Annotated in this window: 15 protein-coding genes and 1 riboswitch; of the genes, 5 read left to right on the forward strand and 10 right to left on the reverse strand. The window is 53.1% G+C overall.

Features of this window, described 5'->3' with window-relative positions:
• The first annotated feature begins 179 nt into the window (after positions 1-179).
• Entirely contained in the window at positions 180-1,925 is a 1,746-nt protein-coding gene (gene ftsI, locus EOS98_RS10040) for a peptidoglycan glycosyltransferase FtsI (protein ID WP_000730322.1), read from the forward strand.
• Between the two features lie 65 nt (positions 1,926-1,990).
• Entirely contained in the window at positions 1,991-2,800 is an 810-nt protein-coding gene (gene rlmA, locus EOS98_RS10045) for a 23S rRNA (guanine(745)-N(1))-methyltransferase (protein ID WP_000010924.1), read from the forward strand.
• Here rlmA and mntP read toward each other — a convergent pair.
• The 5 genes from mntP to manX form a co-directional block, all read right to left on the reverse strand.
• The gene (gene mntP, locus EOS98_RS10050) at positions 2,797-3,363 is read right to left on the reverse strand and encodes a manganese efflux pump MntP (RefSeq protein WP_126524021.1); all 567 of its coding nucleotides are present in this window, start codon (positions 3,361-3,363) and stop codon (positions 2,797-2,799) included. The two genes, rlmA and mntP, sit on opposite strands and share 4 nt — an antisense overlap.
• A 111-nt stretch (positions 3,364-3,474) precedes the next feature.
• Positions 3,475-3,576: riboswitch (yybP-ykoY riboswitch) on the reverse strand.
• 196 nt (positions 3,577-3,772) lie between these two features.
• Positions 3,773-4,231 (reverse strand): DUF986 family protein, encoded by a 459-nt coding sequence (locus EOS98_RS10055; protein WP_126524022.1) that lies wholly within the window; start codon positions 4,229-4,231, stop codon positions 3,773-3,775.
• Between the two features lie 58 nt (positions 4,232-4,289).
• Complete coding sequence (locus tag EOS98_RS10060; RefSeq protein ID WP_001518647.1) at positions 4,290-5,141, reverse strand: PTS mannose transporter subunit IID; 852 nt, start codon at positions 5,139-5,141, stop codon at positions 4,290-4,292.
• A 12-nt stretch (positions 5,142-5,153) separates the two neighbouring features.
• Complete coding sequence (manY, locus tag EOS98_RS10065) at positions 5,154-5,954, reverse strand: PTS mannose transporter subunit IIC (protein ID WP_000406918.1); 801 nt, start codon at positions 5,952-5,954, stop codon at positions 5,154-5,156.
• 52 nt (positions 5,955-6,006) lie between these two features.
• Positions 6,007-6,975, reverse strand: coding sequence for a PTS mannose transporter subunit IIAB (manX, locus tag EOS98_RS10070; protein WP_000150523.1), 969 nt, complete (start codon positions 6,973-6,975; stop codon positions 6,007-6,009).
• A gap of 317 nt (positions 6,976-7,292) precedes the next feature.
• Between manX and EOS98_RS25110 the strand changes: the two genes are divergently transcribed.
• Both EOS98_RS25110 and yoaE read left to right on the forward strand, forming a co-directional pair.
• Positions 7,293-7,460: a protein YoaL gene (locus EOS98_RS25110; RefSeq protein WP_370739650.1), complete on the forward strand. Its 168-nt coding sequence runs from the start codon at positions 7,293-7,295 to the stop codon at positions 7,458-7,460.
• Positions 7,448-9,007, forward strand: coding sequence for a CNNM family cation transport protein YoaE (yoaE, locus tag EOS98_RS10075; RefSeq protein WP_000421815.1), 1,560 nt, complete (start codon positions 7,448-7,450; stop codon positions 9,005-9,007). The genes EOS98_RS25110 and yoaE overlap by 13 nt, the downstream gene beginning before the upstream one ends.
• Positions 9,008-9,028: 21 nt before the next feature.
• On the opposite strand, the gene EOS98_RS10080 is transcribed toward yoaE, so the two are convergent.
• From EOS98_RS10080 to pabB, 4 genes are all read right to left on the reverse strand, one after another.
• A complete protein-coding gene (locus EOS98_RS10080; protein ID WP_001192519.1) occupies positions 9,029-10,630 on the reverse strand; it encodes an EAL domain-containing protein in 1,602 nt (533 codons plus the stop codon).
• A 137-nt stretch (positions 10,631-10,767) separates the two neighbouring features.
• Positions 10,768-12,132 (reverse strand): L-serine ammonia-lyase, encoded by a 1,365-nt coding sequence (gene sdaA, locus EOS98_RS10085; RefSeq protein WP_000624280.1) that lies wholly within the window; start codon positions 12,130-12,132, stop codon positions 10,768-10,770.
• 263 nt (positions 12,133-12,395) lie between these two features.
• Positions 12,396-12,974, reverse strand: coding sequence for a CoA pyrophosphatase (locus EOS98_RS10090; RefSeq protein ID WP_000381531.1), 579 nt, complete (start codon positions 12,972-12,974; stop codon positions 12,396-12,398).
• Between the two features lie 3 nt (positions 12,975-12,977).
• Positions 12,978-14,342, reverse strand: coding sequence for an aminodeoxychorismate synthase component 1 (gene pabB / locus EOS98_RS10095; protein ID WP_023994269.1), 1,365 nt, complete (start codon positions 14,340-14,342; stop codon positions 12,978-12,980).
• 80 nt (positions 14,343-14,422) lie between these two features.
• Here pabB and EOS98_RS10100 point away from each other — a divergent pair, with 80 nt between their 5' ends.
• Positions 14,423-14,602, forward strand: a complete 180-nt coding sequence (locus EOS98_RS10100; protein ID WP_000457328.1) for a YoaH family protein — start codon at positions 14,423-14,425, stop codon at positions 14,600-14,602.
• 5 nt (positions 14,603-14,607) lie between these two features.
• On the opposite strand, the gene EOS98_RS10105 is transcribed toward EOS98_RS10100, so the two are convergent.
• Positions 14,608-14,952, reverse strand: coding sequence for a RidA family protein (locus tag EOS98_RS10105; protein ID WP_000029550.1), 345 nt, complete (start codon positions 14,950-14,952; stop codon positions 14,608-14,610).
• Between the last annotated feature and the right edge of the window lie 119 nt (positions 14,953-15,071).

Genomic DNA, 15,071 nt, shown 5'->3' on the forward strand with positions numbered 1-15,071 from the left:
GATATAAAGCCTCGCTAAAAGCGGGGCTTTTTAATTCAATATCCTTCAAAATGTGTCTGGATGCGCTCTCGTTAGCGATTTGTTGCAAAGGCGCGAGGTTATTAGCATTGTTTTTTCTGGTTTTTCCGTCCGTTTCCCGTTAAATCAATCACCTGAAAAATGATTCGGCTGGAGATCAGGTGAAAAAGAAAAGCGACGGCGATACCCGTAATTTTACGCCCATACGTTTTGCACTACTTTGCACTGCCATTCTGCTCAGCATGGCATTGTTGTTAGGGCGGGTGGCATGGTTGCAAATTGTTACGCCGTCGAAACTGGTGAAACAAGAAGATATGCGCTCGCTTCGTGAAGTGACCACGGCCTCTCCACGCGGCATGATCACCGACAGAGAAGGGCGACCCTTAGCGGTGAGCGTTCCGGTTAATGCTGTCTGGGCCGATCCGAAGACTATCATAAGCAAAGGCGGCGTTGGCTACAATGAGCGCTGGCAGGCGCTGGCCAGCGCCTTACATCTGTCTCTCAGTACGCTTGCGGAACGGGTAAACAGTAACCCGGCAGGCCGTTTTATCTACCTTGCGCGCCAGGTTTCACCCCAGCAAGCCGAATGGATAGATAAACTGAATCTACCGGGTATTAACCTGCGGGAAGAGTCGCGCCGTTTTTACCCTGCCGGACACGTAGCGGCTAATTTGATCGGCTTTACCAATATCGACGGGCAGGGAATAGAAGGTATTGAAAAGAGCTTTAACGCGCAACTGACGGGAAAACCGGGCTCCCGACTGGTGCGTAAAGATAAATTTGGTCACGTTATTGAGAACATTACGGAAGTGAATCCGGTTCCTGCTCATGAACTTCAGCTTAGCATTGATGAACGTCTGCAAACGGTTACCGAAGATGCGCTGGATAACGCCGTCATCTGGAACAAAGCGGAATCCGGCGCTGCCGTATTGATTAACATCCCAACGGGTGAAATTCTCTCGATGGCGAGCTACCCGGATTTCAACCCGAACAACCGTGAAGGCGCGCAGTTGGACGATTTTCGTAACCGCGCGATTAGCGATACTTTCGAACCCGGTTCTACTGTGAAGCCATTGGTCATTATGACTGCGTTACAGCAGGGCATCGTGCAGCCGGACAGCGTTATCGATACCCATCCTTTTACTCTCGATGGACACCGTATCCGCGACGTCGGTTACTATCCGGAACTGACATTAACCGGCATTTTGCAAAAATCCAGCGATACCGGCGTTTCTCACCTTTCTCTGGCGATGCCGGTGCAGAAATTAATGGATACTTATAAAAGCTTTGGTTTCGGCGTGCCTACCGGACTGGGTCTCACCGGAGAGAGCAGCGGGTTATTACCGAAACGCCGTTACTGGAGTGATTTAGATCGCGCTACCTTCGCTTTTGGCTATGGATTAATGGTGACGCCGCTGCAACTGGCGCATGTTTATGCCACGATTGGCAGCTTTGGTATCTACCGTCCGTTATCGATCACCAAAGTTGATCCGCCCGTGATCGGCACGCGGGTAATGCCGGAAGAACTGGTGCACGAGGTGGAACATATGATGGAGAGCGTCGCGTTGCCTGGCGGCGGCGGAACAAAAGCCGCAGTAAGAGACTACCGTATTGCGGTCAAAACCGGGACGGCGAAAAAAATTGGCGATGATGGTAAATACGTCGATAAGTATGTGGCATATACCGCAGGCGTCGCGCCGGCAAGTAACCCCAGATTTGCGCTGGTGGTGGTGATTAATAATCCGCAAAACGGGGCTTATTATGGCGGCGCGGTATCTGCGCCCGTATTCAGCCAGATCATGGGCGATGTGCTGCGGCTGGAAAATGTTGAGCCAGACGGTATGCCAGCCGATTCAGATCACCTTCTGGTGATGCATGGCAGCCACGTTGCGGTTCCGGGCTCGTAAAGGATTTTCCCGGGGCGCAATTCGCGTTACACTTGCGCCCTTTAGCGCCCCAGTCCGGAGTTGTCATGTCGTTTACCTGTCCGCTTTGCCATCAGCCGCTTACGCAGATTAATAACAGCGTTATATGTCCACAGCGCCATCAGTTTGATGTGGCGAAAGAGGGCTACATCAATCTGCTGCCGGTACAGCATAAACGTTCGCGCGATCCGGGCGACAGCGCCGAAATGATGCAGGCGAGGAGAGCGTTTCTTGATGCGGGCCATTATCAGCCGCTGCGCGATGCGGTGATTAACCTGTTGCGCGAGCGGCTGGATCAGTCGGCCACGGCGATTCTGGATATCGGCTGCGGCGAGGGGTATTACACTCATGCTTTTGCCGAGGCGTTGCCGGGAGTCACCACGTTTGGACTGGACGTTGCTAAAACGGCGATCAAAGCGGCGGCGAAGCGCTATTCGCAGGTGAAGTTTTGTGTGGCGTCAAGCCATCGACTGCCCTTTGCCGATGCGTCAATGGATGCGGTGATCAGAATCTACGCCCCGTGTAAGGCGCAGGAATTGGCGCGCGTGGTGAAACCAGGTGGTTGGGTCGTTACCGCCACGCCTGGACCGCATCATCTGATGGAACTAAAAGGGCTCATTTATGATGAGGTGCGTTTACATGCGCCGTATACCGAGCAGCTCGACGGATTCACATTGCAGCAGAGTACCCGCCTTGCTTATCACATGCAGCTCACCGCCGAAGCGGCTGTAGCACTGTTGCAAATGACGCCATTTGCCTGGCGCGCCAGGCCAGAAGTGTGGGAACAACTGGCTGCCAGCGCCGGACTTAGCTGCCAGACGGATTTCAACCTTCATCTCTGGCAGCGTAACCGTTAACCGTGAAAATGCGTCCAGAGGATCTGGACGCCAATTCCTATCAGTACGACCCCGCCGAGAATTTCAGCACGCTTACCCAGCATTGGGCCGATAAAGCGACCGATCATCATTCCGAGGGTGGACATGATAAGCGTGGCGCAACCGATAGCTAATGCGGTAGCGATGATGTTTACCTGCAAAAACGCCAGACCGACGCCAACCGCCATCGCATCGAGGCTGGTCGCGATAGCCGTCGTGACTAATAGCCAAAAGCTGTGGCGACGTAACGGTGTTTCATCTTTATCACTACCGCCGCGGATACCTTCGATGATCATGCGTCCGCCCAGAAAGATCAGCAGAACAAAGGCTATCCAGTGGTTCCATTCCAGAACGAATTTACTCGCCAATATCCCCAGCCCCCAGCCGATCAACGGGGTCAGCGTTTCAACCGCGCCAAAGATAAGACCGGTACGCAGCGCTTCTGAGAATTTGGGTTTATGTAGGGTGGCGCCTTTGCCAATTGATGCCGCGAAAGCATCCATCGACATGCCGAAAGCGAGAAGAACAGTAGCAGTAAAGTGCATGACAACGTCCTGACCGGGGTATCCATTAAACACATCACTGCCCCCAGCAAACATGCATGTCGCCATTCTGTGACGAAATACACAGCAGTTGATGCGCCTATGGTCTCGCCTGACCAGCGGCGGCTGGTCCGTACGCGCCACGTTTTGCAACGAGTATGTTGACGCGTACATTTCCGGAGTCTGGAAATCGGCTACTCCCCAATTGACGGCGCAACATTAACATATTTTTAGAATATAAAACAACAGCGATAAAATATTATTTGCCTTCTAATTGAAAACGATTTTCATTTAGATTTATTCATCAATAAAACGTTAAATTAAATAACAATTGGTCAATAGAAAATATAGCCTTAGCTATATTATGATTCGAAATAAAATTCGAAAAACATAGTTGAGGCTATATCTTAGATTATTGATTTTCAATAAGAAGTTTATATATTTTTTCCAGATCATCGATATTGCGTACACGGATAAGCAAGCGTCGTTGTTCTAATTGCATCACCAGTACGCCGTCTTCCGATAAATTCATCTCTTTAATACGGTTATATTCTATCCAGACATTGGCGAAGAAAAAGCCACGTTGTTTAAAGATGATCCGTGGCGTGCGGATCCAGAATATATAAAACCCCATTAACGCCAGCGCGCTTAATAACCATGTGGTCATCTGCGCTCCGTGGCCGGTTACGTTGTTATAAATAAGGATGGCGACCAGCCCAACGAAGATAACGCTGTCTACGCGACCGCTGCGGAGCAGGGCTATAGAAAGCAGAGTGGGGCCATTGCGACGGGGCATGATGAACTGATCGTAGAGAGCGTAAGCCAATAATGCGGCAATAAAGAGAATCAGCACCAGGTCCGTGATAGTCATTTATCCTCCAGAGAAATAAAAAAACGGGGCCGTTTGGCCCCGGTAGTGTACAACAGCCTTACTGGCCCAGCAGCCCTACGGAGTAGCCGGCGATACCGATGACGAAGAAGCCCACGATAATCCACAGTGGGTTAACTTTCTTACGCAGCAGCCACATACAGGCAAAGGTCAACAGTAGCGGAACCAGACCCGGCATCAGCTGGTCGAGAATGGTTTGCACGGTGGTAACGCGTGTCTGACCATCCTGACCGGTGATAGTGGAGACCACCAGCGGGATATTCACATGCGTCCACTTGTTAACCAATGCCCCCATGACAAACAGGCCGAGGATTGACGCCCCCTCAGTCAGTTTTTGCAGGAAGCCGCCGCCCATATCTTTAACGATATCGACGCCTTTGCGGTAGCCATAAGCCACGCCATAATAACGGGTCGCCAGACGCACTAGGTTAAACAGGATGAAAAACAGCAGCGGACCAAGCAGGCTGCCGCTCATTGCAATACCTGCGCCCAGCGCCGCGAATACCGGACGGACGGTACCCCAGAAGATAGGGTCGCCGACGCCTGCCAGCGGTCCCATCAGACCGACTTTGATACCGTTGATAGCGCCATCGTCAATCTCTGCACCGTTCGCACGCTTTTCTTCCATTGCCAGCGTCACGCCCAGTACCGGCGCCGCAACGTAAGGATGGGTGTTAAAGAACTCCAGGTGACGTTTAATCGCCTGTTTACGCGCGTCATTATTCTCCGGATACAGGCGACGAATCGCTGGCACCATAGAGAAGCAGAAGCCCAGCGCTTGCATACGTTCGAAGTTCCATGACCCCTGGAACAGGTTAGAACGAAGAAATACGCCGCGAATATCGCTCGGAGTGAGTTTTTTCTCGGTGGTAGTTTTAGTCATATCAACCATTTCGCTCACCTGTTAGTCCAGTTCGTTGTCGAGATCGTTATTGCCAGCAGCCGCTGCAGGCGCGCCCGCTACACGGTTGTATTTCGGGCTCAGCTGGATGTAAAGAATAGCCATCACTGCGCCGATGACACCCAGTGCGACCAGGTTGAAGTTTGTGAAAGCCGCGGTGACGAAACCGAGGTAGAAGAACGGCATCAGGTAGCCTGCGCGCATCATGTTGATAACCATCGCATAACCAACCACGACGATCATGCCGCCGGCGATGTTCAGACCGCCTGTGACGACTTCAGGAATCGCATTCAGCATTCCCTGTACTTCGCTGGTGCCTACGGAGATGGCAACGATAACCGCCGGGATAGCGATACGCATTGCCTGCAGGAACAGAGAAGAAACGTGCAGCCAGGAGAGCGCCGTCAGGTTGCCGTTTTCAGCCGCCTTGTCCGCCGCGTGCTGGAATGCCACGGTGATGGTACGAACGATAATGGTCAGTACCTGGCCTGCCGCCGCCAGCGGAATCGCCAGCGCGATACCGGCGCCAATGCTTTGATGCCCGGCGATGACCAGAACGGTAGAGATGATGGACGCCAGTGCGGCATCAGGCGCAACGGCAGCACCGATGTTCATCCAGCCCAGAGCGATCATTTCCAGAGTACCGCCGATGATAATACCGGTTTTCATGTCCCCCAAAACGGCGCCGATTAAGGTACAGGCGATCAGCGGACGGTGGAACTGAAATTCATCAAGTACCGACTCCATACCTGCGATACATGCGACGATGAACACCAGCACAATCTGAAGAGTGGTAATCTCCATTGTACTTCTCCTATTGCTATCTTAAGTGTGAAAGCTAATTAAATGCCGGCGGTTATTTCGCCACTTTGGCAATTAAATCCATCATTTTCAGTTTCGGATCGGTGGAAACTTTACGCACCTCAAGCTCGATGCCGCGCTCGTTGAGCTTTTTAAAGGCTTCGATATCCTTTTCATCGACGGAAACGGCGTTGTTCACCTGCGTTTTACCTTGACGATAGGCCATACCGCCAATGTTCACGGAAGTGACTTTCACGCCGCCCTCAACGATGCGCTCGACGTCGGTAGGATTGGTAAACAGAAGCATCACGCGTTCACCGGCGTATTTCGGGTTATTGTAGACGCGAATCATCTTCGCGACGTCAACCACATGCGCCGTAACGCCCGGCGGCGCAACTTGTGTCAGCAGCGTTTTACGTACGGTATCCGCCGCGACTTCATCGCTCACAACAATAATACGGCTGACATTGGTCTCTTTGGTCCAGCGGGTAGCGACCTGGCCGTGAATGAGGCGGTCATCAATACGGGCAAGCCCGATAACCATATAATCATTCGGGCCCATCGGTTTTGCCGGCGTGGCCGCTTTTGGCGCGGCGGCGACTGGCGCTGGCGCGGCTTTTTCTACCGGTTTCGCTTTCAGCGCTTTTACGCCTTCACGACCAGTTTCTACCGCCAGTGCGACCAGCTCGTCAAAGCTCGGATCGTCGTCACGAGCCATAAACGTTTCGACCAGCATCGGGATGTTGACGCCGGCAATAACTTCATAGCGCTCTTTATCGACGACAATGCGGCTGGCAGCATTAAACGGGCTGCCTCCCCATGTATCAACGAGAAATAGCACGCCTTTACTGGTATCGAGTTTAGCCAACTGAGCGTTGTACTTTTCGATCAGCGTTTCGGCATTTTCGCCTGGAACGAAATCGATCCAGCCGACGTTTTCCTGCTCGCCTAACAGCATTTCGGCTGTTTTAAGTAACTGCTCTGCAGCCCAACCATGTGTGCCTATAACAATAGCAATGGTCACTTGCTACCTCCTTTATTATTGTCAACACATCAACTTGACAGATGTATTTTTTGAATCGCCGTCCGCAAGCGAATCGATTCAGATGAGGGTTACAACGAAAAACGCATGATTTTCGTGAATTATTTTAGATATCGAAAAAAATATTTTGTGTGATGGAGATCCGTAATTTTGTTTTCGATAATGAGAAATTTCGAAGTGTAAAATATCCCGGTTACATCTCTTTGCAAAGGAAGGTAAATCTTTGCCAAAAACCAGTTGTCTCTGTTATGTTTAGCTTCCGTTTAATTAGAATGGGGTATAGGGCAGCAGCCCGTTGTATGGATCGTCACCGACGTCATTTCACTCTTTGGCCGTTTTGCGCCTGTCAATCTGGCATATCTTGCCATAGCCTTACTTTGTTTATTGCGTTACCGCCTGCATCCTTTGAGATGTTGTGGGCGCCGTTTAGTCATTCCTTAAGCAGGAGCTTGTCATGGAATTATTAATGGATCCCTCAATTTGGGTGGGTTTACTCACGCTCGTCGTCCTGGAAATTGTCCTGGGTATCGATAACCTGGTCTTTATCGCGATCCTCGCCGATAAATTGCCGCCAAAGCAGCGTGACAAAGCGCGTCTTATCGGGCTCTCGCTGGCGCTGATTATGCGTCTGGCGCTGCTGTCCATTATTTCGTGGCTGGTGACCTTAACAAAGCCGCTCTTTACCGTCTGGGATTTTACCTTCTCCGGCCGCGATTTAATTATGCTGCTGGGCGGTATATTCCTGCTGTTTAAAGCGACCACCGAGCTGCATGAACGTCTGGAAAACCGCGAGCATGACACCGGACACGGTAAAGGCTATGCGAGCTTCTGGGTGGTAGTCACGCAGATTGTCATCCTGGATGCGGTCTTCTCGCTGGACGCCGTGATTACGGCGGTAGGTATGGTAAACCATCTGCCGGTTATGATGGCGGCGGTGGTGATTGCGATGGCGGTGATGCTACTGGCGTCAAAACCGCTGACCCGTTTTGTCAACCAGCATCCGACGGTGGTGGTGCTCTGTCTGAGTTTCCTGCTGATGATCGGCTTGAGCCTGGTGGCGGAAGGGTTCGGTTTCCATATTCCGAAAGGCTACCTGTACGCGGCAATTGGTTTCTCGATCGTTATCGAGGTGTTTAACCAGATTGCGCGCCGCAACTTTATTCGTCATCAGTCCACGTTGCCGCTGCGCGCGCGTACTGCGGACGCTATCCTGCGTCTGATGGGCGGTAAACGTCAGGCAAGTACGCAACATGAGACGGATAGCCCGGCCGCGATATCGGTGTCGGAAGGCGCCTTCGCCGAAGAAGAACGCTACATGATTAACGGCGTACTGACTCTGGCGTCGCGCTCCCTGCGCGGCATTATGACGCCGCGAGGCGAAATTAGTTGGGTGGATGCGAATCTCAGCGTAGCTGAAATCCGTCAGCAGTTACTCTCTTCTCCGCATAGCCTGTTCCCGGTATGTCGGGGCGAGCTGGATGAAATTATCGGTATCGTTCGGGCGAAAGAGTTGCTGGTGGCGCTGGAAGAGGGCGCGGACGTTGCGGCTATCGCCGCATCTTCTCCGGCGATAGTGGTGCCGGAAACGCTTGATCCTATCAATCTGTTAGGCGTTTTGCGTCGCGCGCGCGGCAGTTTCGTTATCGTCACTAACGAGTTCGGCGTGGTGCAGGGGCTGGTTACGCCGCTGGATGTGCTGGAAGCGATTGCCGGTGAGTTCCCGGATGCCGATGAAACGCCGGAAATCGTTGCCGATGCCGAGGGCTGGATAGTGAAGGGCGGCACCGATCTCCATGCGCTACAGCAGGCGCTGGAAGTTGACCATCTGGTGAACGAAGAGGGCGATATTGCGACGGTCGCGGGGTTAGTGATCGCCGCTAATGGCCATATTCCTCGTGTAGGCGATGTCATTGATGTTCCGCCACTGCGGATCACCATTGTCGAGGCCAACGACTACCGTGTCGATCTGGTTCGGATTGTTAAAGAACAGCCTGCCCACGACGAAGAGGAATAACGTCACACGCAGGAATCAAGTCTATAGATGCGGCATCGCGGACATAATCTGTCCGTTATGCCGGGCGGGCGGCGGCGCGCTGCCCGCCAGCCACTGTGGAAATTCGCTAATGGGCATCGGCTTCGCATAGAGATAGCCCTGTAACATTTGCACGCCATGCTGGCGCAAATGCTGTGCCTGCGTCTGGTTTTCGACCCCTTCCGCCACCAGTTCAATATTCAGTCTCTGCCCCAGCGCGATAATAATATCGGTCACCGTTGAATTGACCGCATCGGTACCGATGGCGGCGGTGAAGGATTTATCGATTTTCAAAATATCCGGCCGCAGTTTTTCCAACCAGGAGAGCGAGCTGTTTCCTGTGCCAAAATCATCGATGGCTAACTTCACGCCTTTACGATGCAGCTCGCGCATCAGGCGGTAATCAACGTCAAGCAACGCGTCGCGTTCCGTGAGCTCCAGCACCAGTTGCTGAACAGGTTCCGCACTAAACCAGTACTGATTAAGATCCTTGAGAAGCACGCCGTGTCGGAAATGGCTTGCCGCCACATTGATGCCGATATGAAACTGATGGTTGATGGGGAAGTAGTGCCGCTGCCGAATGGTTTCCGCAATCACATAGCGGGTCAGCGGCGCTATCAGGTTATGCTCTTCGGCGATAGGAATAAAAACATCCGGAGAGATCCAGCCCTGGCGTGGGTTGTTCCAGCGTAACAGGATCTCAACGCCGGTACACTGCTGCGTGCGGGCATTAAGCAACGGCTGACAAAATAGCTCAAACTCCCGTTCGGCAAGGGCCAGATTAATCTCCCAGGAAAAGCTCATTCTGCTGGCCGTTGCCAGCCAGGCGATATAACCGATCAACAGGCTAAGCAATACGGCCAGCGGTAACTGTGTCGGGAGATGTTTGAACGCCAGTACGCCTGCCGACGGCCCGCTGACGCTGATAGTAAAAGGGAAATGCCGCGATGAAAGCTGGTAACGCTCTTCATCTTTTTTTAATTCCGGAAGAGTATCGACCACGCCCCGACCATATAACAGGTGCCGTTTGCCGACCGTCAGGCTGGCGCTGGTAATTTGCGGCTGCTGCGGCTCAAGTAGCATAGTCGCCAGCAAGTCAATATTCACAATTTCCATCACGCCATCCTGGCCATCGGCAGAGGCGGGATACCACTGAATGAGGATCGGGCTTCCCTTGAGTAACGATTGGTCCGTGGAAAGTAGCAGCAGATCGCCAGCTGCGGGAAGATCGGGCTGAAGCTGGCGTATGGGAGTATTACGGGCGCCAAAAATGCTTGAGCAGTAGAGAATTCCCTCTTTTACCAGCCCGATAGAACGAATGGTTTGCAGGCGGGCGGCTTGCTTACGCAGCGGCAAATGCGCGGTCGCGCACGGAAGCTCAAGTAAGGGTAGCAGTATGTTTCGTCCGACCAGGAGAGGATGCAGCACATTATCCAGCGCATCAACGGCATGATTCGCGAATGCAACCGTGCGATGGTGATTTAAGTTCCGCTCCGAAATAAATCGGATGCTCAGCGTAAGAATGAGCGTGACCAGTGCACAAATCGTGCAAACAATGAAACGATTACGGCGATAATGATTGATGATCCGTTGTGCTGTTTGCATGCGGGCCGCCCAATAAGCGTTGGCGACAAAAGCCAACCGCGACACAGCAAGTGTAGTGGGGAAACGTGGAGTCGACGAGGAAGAGATAAAAATTTCGCCCATCCGTAGCAGATGGGCGAAGGGAGGGGAAACGGCGTTTAATCACACTGGACTTTAATAGCCAGCCCGCCGCGCGACGTTTCACGGTATTTGGCGTTCATGTCTTTTCCGGTCTCGTACATCGTTTCGATGACTTTATCCAACGAGACGCGCGGCGCGCTGGTTCGACGCATGGCCATACGCGCAGCGTTGATCGCTTTAACCGAAGCAATGGCGTTACGCTCAATACACGGCACCTGCACCTGACCGGCAACCGGGTCGCAGGTCAGCCCCAGGTTATGCTCCATGCCGATTTCAGCGGCAACGCAAACCTGTTCCGGGCTGGCGCCCAACAATTCAGCAAGGCCTGCCGCCGCCATCGAACAGGCGACCCCGACTTCGCCCTGACAGCCGACTTCCGCGCCGGAAATAGACGCGTTCATCTTATACAGCGCGCCAATAGCGCCTGCCGCCAGGAAGTAGCGGGTGTAAATATCCGGGCTGACAGACTCAATAAAATGGTCGTAGTAAGCCAGTACCGCAGGAACGATGCCGCACGCGCCGTTGGTTGGCGCCGTCACGACGCGGCCGCCTGCGGCGTTCTCTTCGTTCACCGCCAGAGCAAACATGTTCACCCAGTCAATGACGTTCATCGGATCGCTGGAAAGCTTATCGCTGGAAACCAGCATACGACGCAGCGCAGAGGCGCGACGCGGTACGCGCAGCGGCCCCGGCAGCACGCCTTCGGTATTCATACCGCGATCAATACAGGCCTGCATGGTCTGCCAGACGTGACCGAAATACTCTTCAATCTCTTTCTTGCTATGCAGCGCCAGTTCGTTTTGCATCACCATGCCGGAGAGTGAAAGGCCGGTACTGTTGCAATACTCCAGCATTTCTTTCGCCGATTTAAACGGATAAGGTACAGTAACCTCATTCGTCGCTTCCTGGCCGAAATGCGCTTCATCAACGATAAAGCCGCCGCCGATGGAATAGTACGTCTTGCTATAAATGACCGTGTCGTCATGCCAGGCGTGGATCTGCATCCCGTTTTCATGCAGCGGCAAATTGCCGTTGTGAAAACGCATTCCGTCATCTTTCGGGAAGTCGACTTCGTGACGTCCCTGGGCCAGTAACAGACGCCCGCGCGTTTCGACGTCGCGAATAAAACCGGGGATACTATCAATATCCACGGTAGCGGGTTCATTACCCGCCAGACCCATAATAATGGCGATATCGGTATGGTGACCTTTCCCCGTCAGCGACAGCGAGCCGTAGACATCGACAGCGACGCGGGTAACGTTATCCAGTAATCCTTTTTCGACCAGGTCATCGACGAACTGTTTACCGGCCTTCATCGGGCCAACAGTGTGGGAAGAGGAGGGACCAATCCCTACCTTAAACATGTCGAATAGGCTAATCACGATAATACTCCTGACAGGGCAACCGGGGCTTCCGGTTACGATGTTATAACTGCGCATAGTGTAAGAGGGAACGCTGGCATCAGCTTAACTATTCACATGAATTAAACTAATGAATAACCGCGTTTTTACTAATATTGCGACAGTAATCTCAAGTCGTGTCTTACGCGCGTAAAGTTAAGTATATACACGTTGCCCTTCAGGCTGCCTCTTTGGGGGAGGCGATTGTTACCGCCTTGAGGCAACGTGAATGGCGTTGTGTACAGTCAGGGCTTTACGCCAATTTGCAGCGCCAGCTCACGAAGAATGTTTGCGGTCATGCCCCAGACGAAATAATGCTCATACCAGGAGAGCCATACGCGGTGCGAATTGCCGCGACGGTAAACATCAAGCGGATGATATCGCCCCAGTTGCAACGCTTGCGCCAGCGGCATTTCAAACACCGCAGACACTTCATCTTCACTGGCGCGCCAGGGGAGATTTGGCGGAATAATGCCGACCACCGGGGTGACCTGAAAACCGGTCACGCTGTCTACCGGCGGTAAAACGCCAATCACTTCCACGGCTTGCGGCGGGATGGCGACTTCCTCCTGCGCTTCGCGAAGCGCTGCGGCGATAAGCGAAGCATCGGTACTGTCCACGGCCCCGCCGGGAAAGGCGACCTGTCCGGCGTGTTTGCGCAAATGAATAGCCCGCTGGGTCAACAGCAGCCCCGGCTGGGGGCGGCGAACCACAGGGATCAGTACGGCGGCCTGACGTTGGTTTAACGTTTCATGAGTTATCTGCGGGCGCAAAAGCTGAAAGCGCGATAAGAAATGATCGAGCGTCAGACGGCTGGTATCCACGTATTAGTTCTCCAGTGGGTGCAGGATACGATTAACTTTATCAAAAGTTTCCTGATATTCCGCTTCTTCGTTGCTATCGGCCACGATACCGCCGCCGGCTGAGCAATAGAGTTGGCCCTGCGTTGCCGTGACGGTGCGGATAGTAATACTGGTATCCATCTTGCCGCAGAAACTCAGATAACCGATGCTACCGCACCAGGCGTTGCGTCGCTGCGGCTCCAGTTCGTCGATAATTTCCATTGCCCGCACTTTAGGCGCGCCGGTAATGGAGCCGCCGGGGAAAGCCGCGCGCAGCAGATCGGTGGCATGAAGCGAGTCTGGTAAACGGGCAGTAATGGTGCTAACCAGATGGTGAACGGCAGGAAATGGTTCGACGACGAACAGTTCCGGCACTTTCACCGAACCTGGTACGGCGACCCGGCCAATGTCGTTACGCATCAAATCGACAATCATCAAATTTTCAGCGCGATCTTTCATTGAATTAGCCAGTTTCTGCGCCTGCTGACGATCCGCCTGCGGATCGTTAAGCCGTGGAAGCGTACCTTTGATCGGGCGCGTCTGAATATGACCGTTCTCCAGTTGGATAAAACGCTCGGGAGAAAGGCTCAATATGGCGCCGTCATGTAAACGAAGAAAGGCGCTGAACGGGGCGCGATTTGCGCGGTTAAGGCGTTCGAAAGCCTGCCATTCATCACCCTCGTAGCTCGCCTGAAAACGCTGGGAAAGATTGACCTGATAGCAGTCCCCGCTGTGCAGCCAGGCCTGCACCTGACGAAACTTCTCGCCATACTCGCAACGCGTCATATTGGATTGCCAGGCCGAGGTAAGCCTGAAGGGCGTTCGGGTCGGCGCGCGCTGGCTGGTGAGCCAGCGATATCGGGCGTCTGCATCGTGATAGCTTATCAGCGACACTACCTGTTTATGGTGATCGACAATCAGCGCCCAGTCGTAAAGGCCAATCGCCATATCGGGTAAAGCGATATCGCGCGCGGCAGTATCGGGCAGAATTTCGAAACGCCGCCCTAAATCATAACCAAACAGACCCAGCGCGCCGCCCTGAAAGGGTAAGTCAGGGTCAGGCTGAGGATGAAAAGGCAGCGCCTCCAGTTGAGTCTGCAAAACGTGTAACGGATCGTCGAGAGTGACGGTAGTCGTGCGTGCAGTACATACCGTGGTTTCCTGGGCGCGCGTGGTCAGTGTGGTGACAGGATCGGCGACCAGAATATCAAAGCGGTTATAGGGATGAATAGCATCACCTGAATGCAGCAGCATCGCCCATGGCAAATGGTTTACGGGCGCAAAATAGTGTTCAGCGGCGTCCGGACGCCAGGGTAAGGTGATAACAGTGGGAGATAACGTCTTCATCATTCCTGACTCGTTACAACACTACTGGCTTACCGCCGGGTAGCGTGAAATAATTAGCGCTAACAATTTAGCAGGAGTTAATCATGTTTGCAGGTTTACCTTCACTCAGTCATGAACAACAGCAAAAAGCCGTAGAACGTATCCAGGAATTGATGTCGCAAGGTATGAGCAGCGGAGAAGCGATTGCCCAGGTGGCGGGCGAACTTCGCGCCAACCATACCGGCGAACGGATAGTGGCGCGTTTTGAGGATGAAGACGAATAACCGGCTTATACCGCCGCGACAATCTTAATCTCAACTTTATATTTCGGATTCATTAACCCGGCCTGTACGGTACAGCGTACCGGCGCATGGCCTGCGACGACCCACGCATCCCACGCCTTATTCATGGCGGCAAAATCCGCTTTATCGCTCAGGAAAATAGTGGCATCCAGAATACGTGACTTACTGGAGCCCTGTTTTTCCAGCACCGCATCAATTTGCGCCAGAGTATTCGCCGTTTGCTCAAAAGCATCGGCGTCCAGGTTTTCCGGCACGCCGGTATACCACAGCGTATTATTGTAGATCACCACGTCTGACCAACGATCTTCGGCATCAATACGCACGATAGACATCACTTATTCCTCATTTGCTTTCCATTTGAATGGCTCAAGACTGCCACAATGTGGCGTCGCCGTCACCTCTGTAGCTGGCGTAAGCCTTTCTACCCTGACATAATCCCTGTGCAAATTAA

Source organism: Salmonella sp. SSDFZ69, assembly GCF_004010755.1.
Taxonomy (GTDB): domain Bacteria; phylum Pseudomonadota; class Gammaproteobacteria; order Enterobacterales; family Enterobacteriaceae; genus Salmonella; species Salmonella enterica.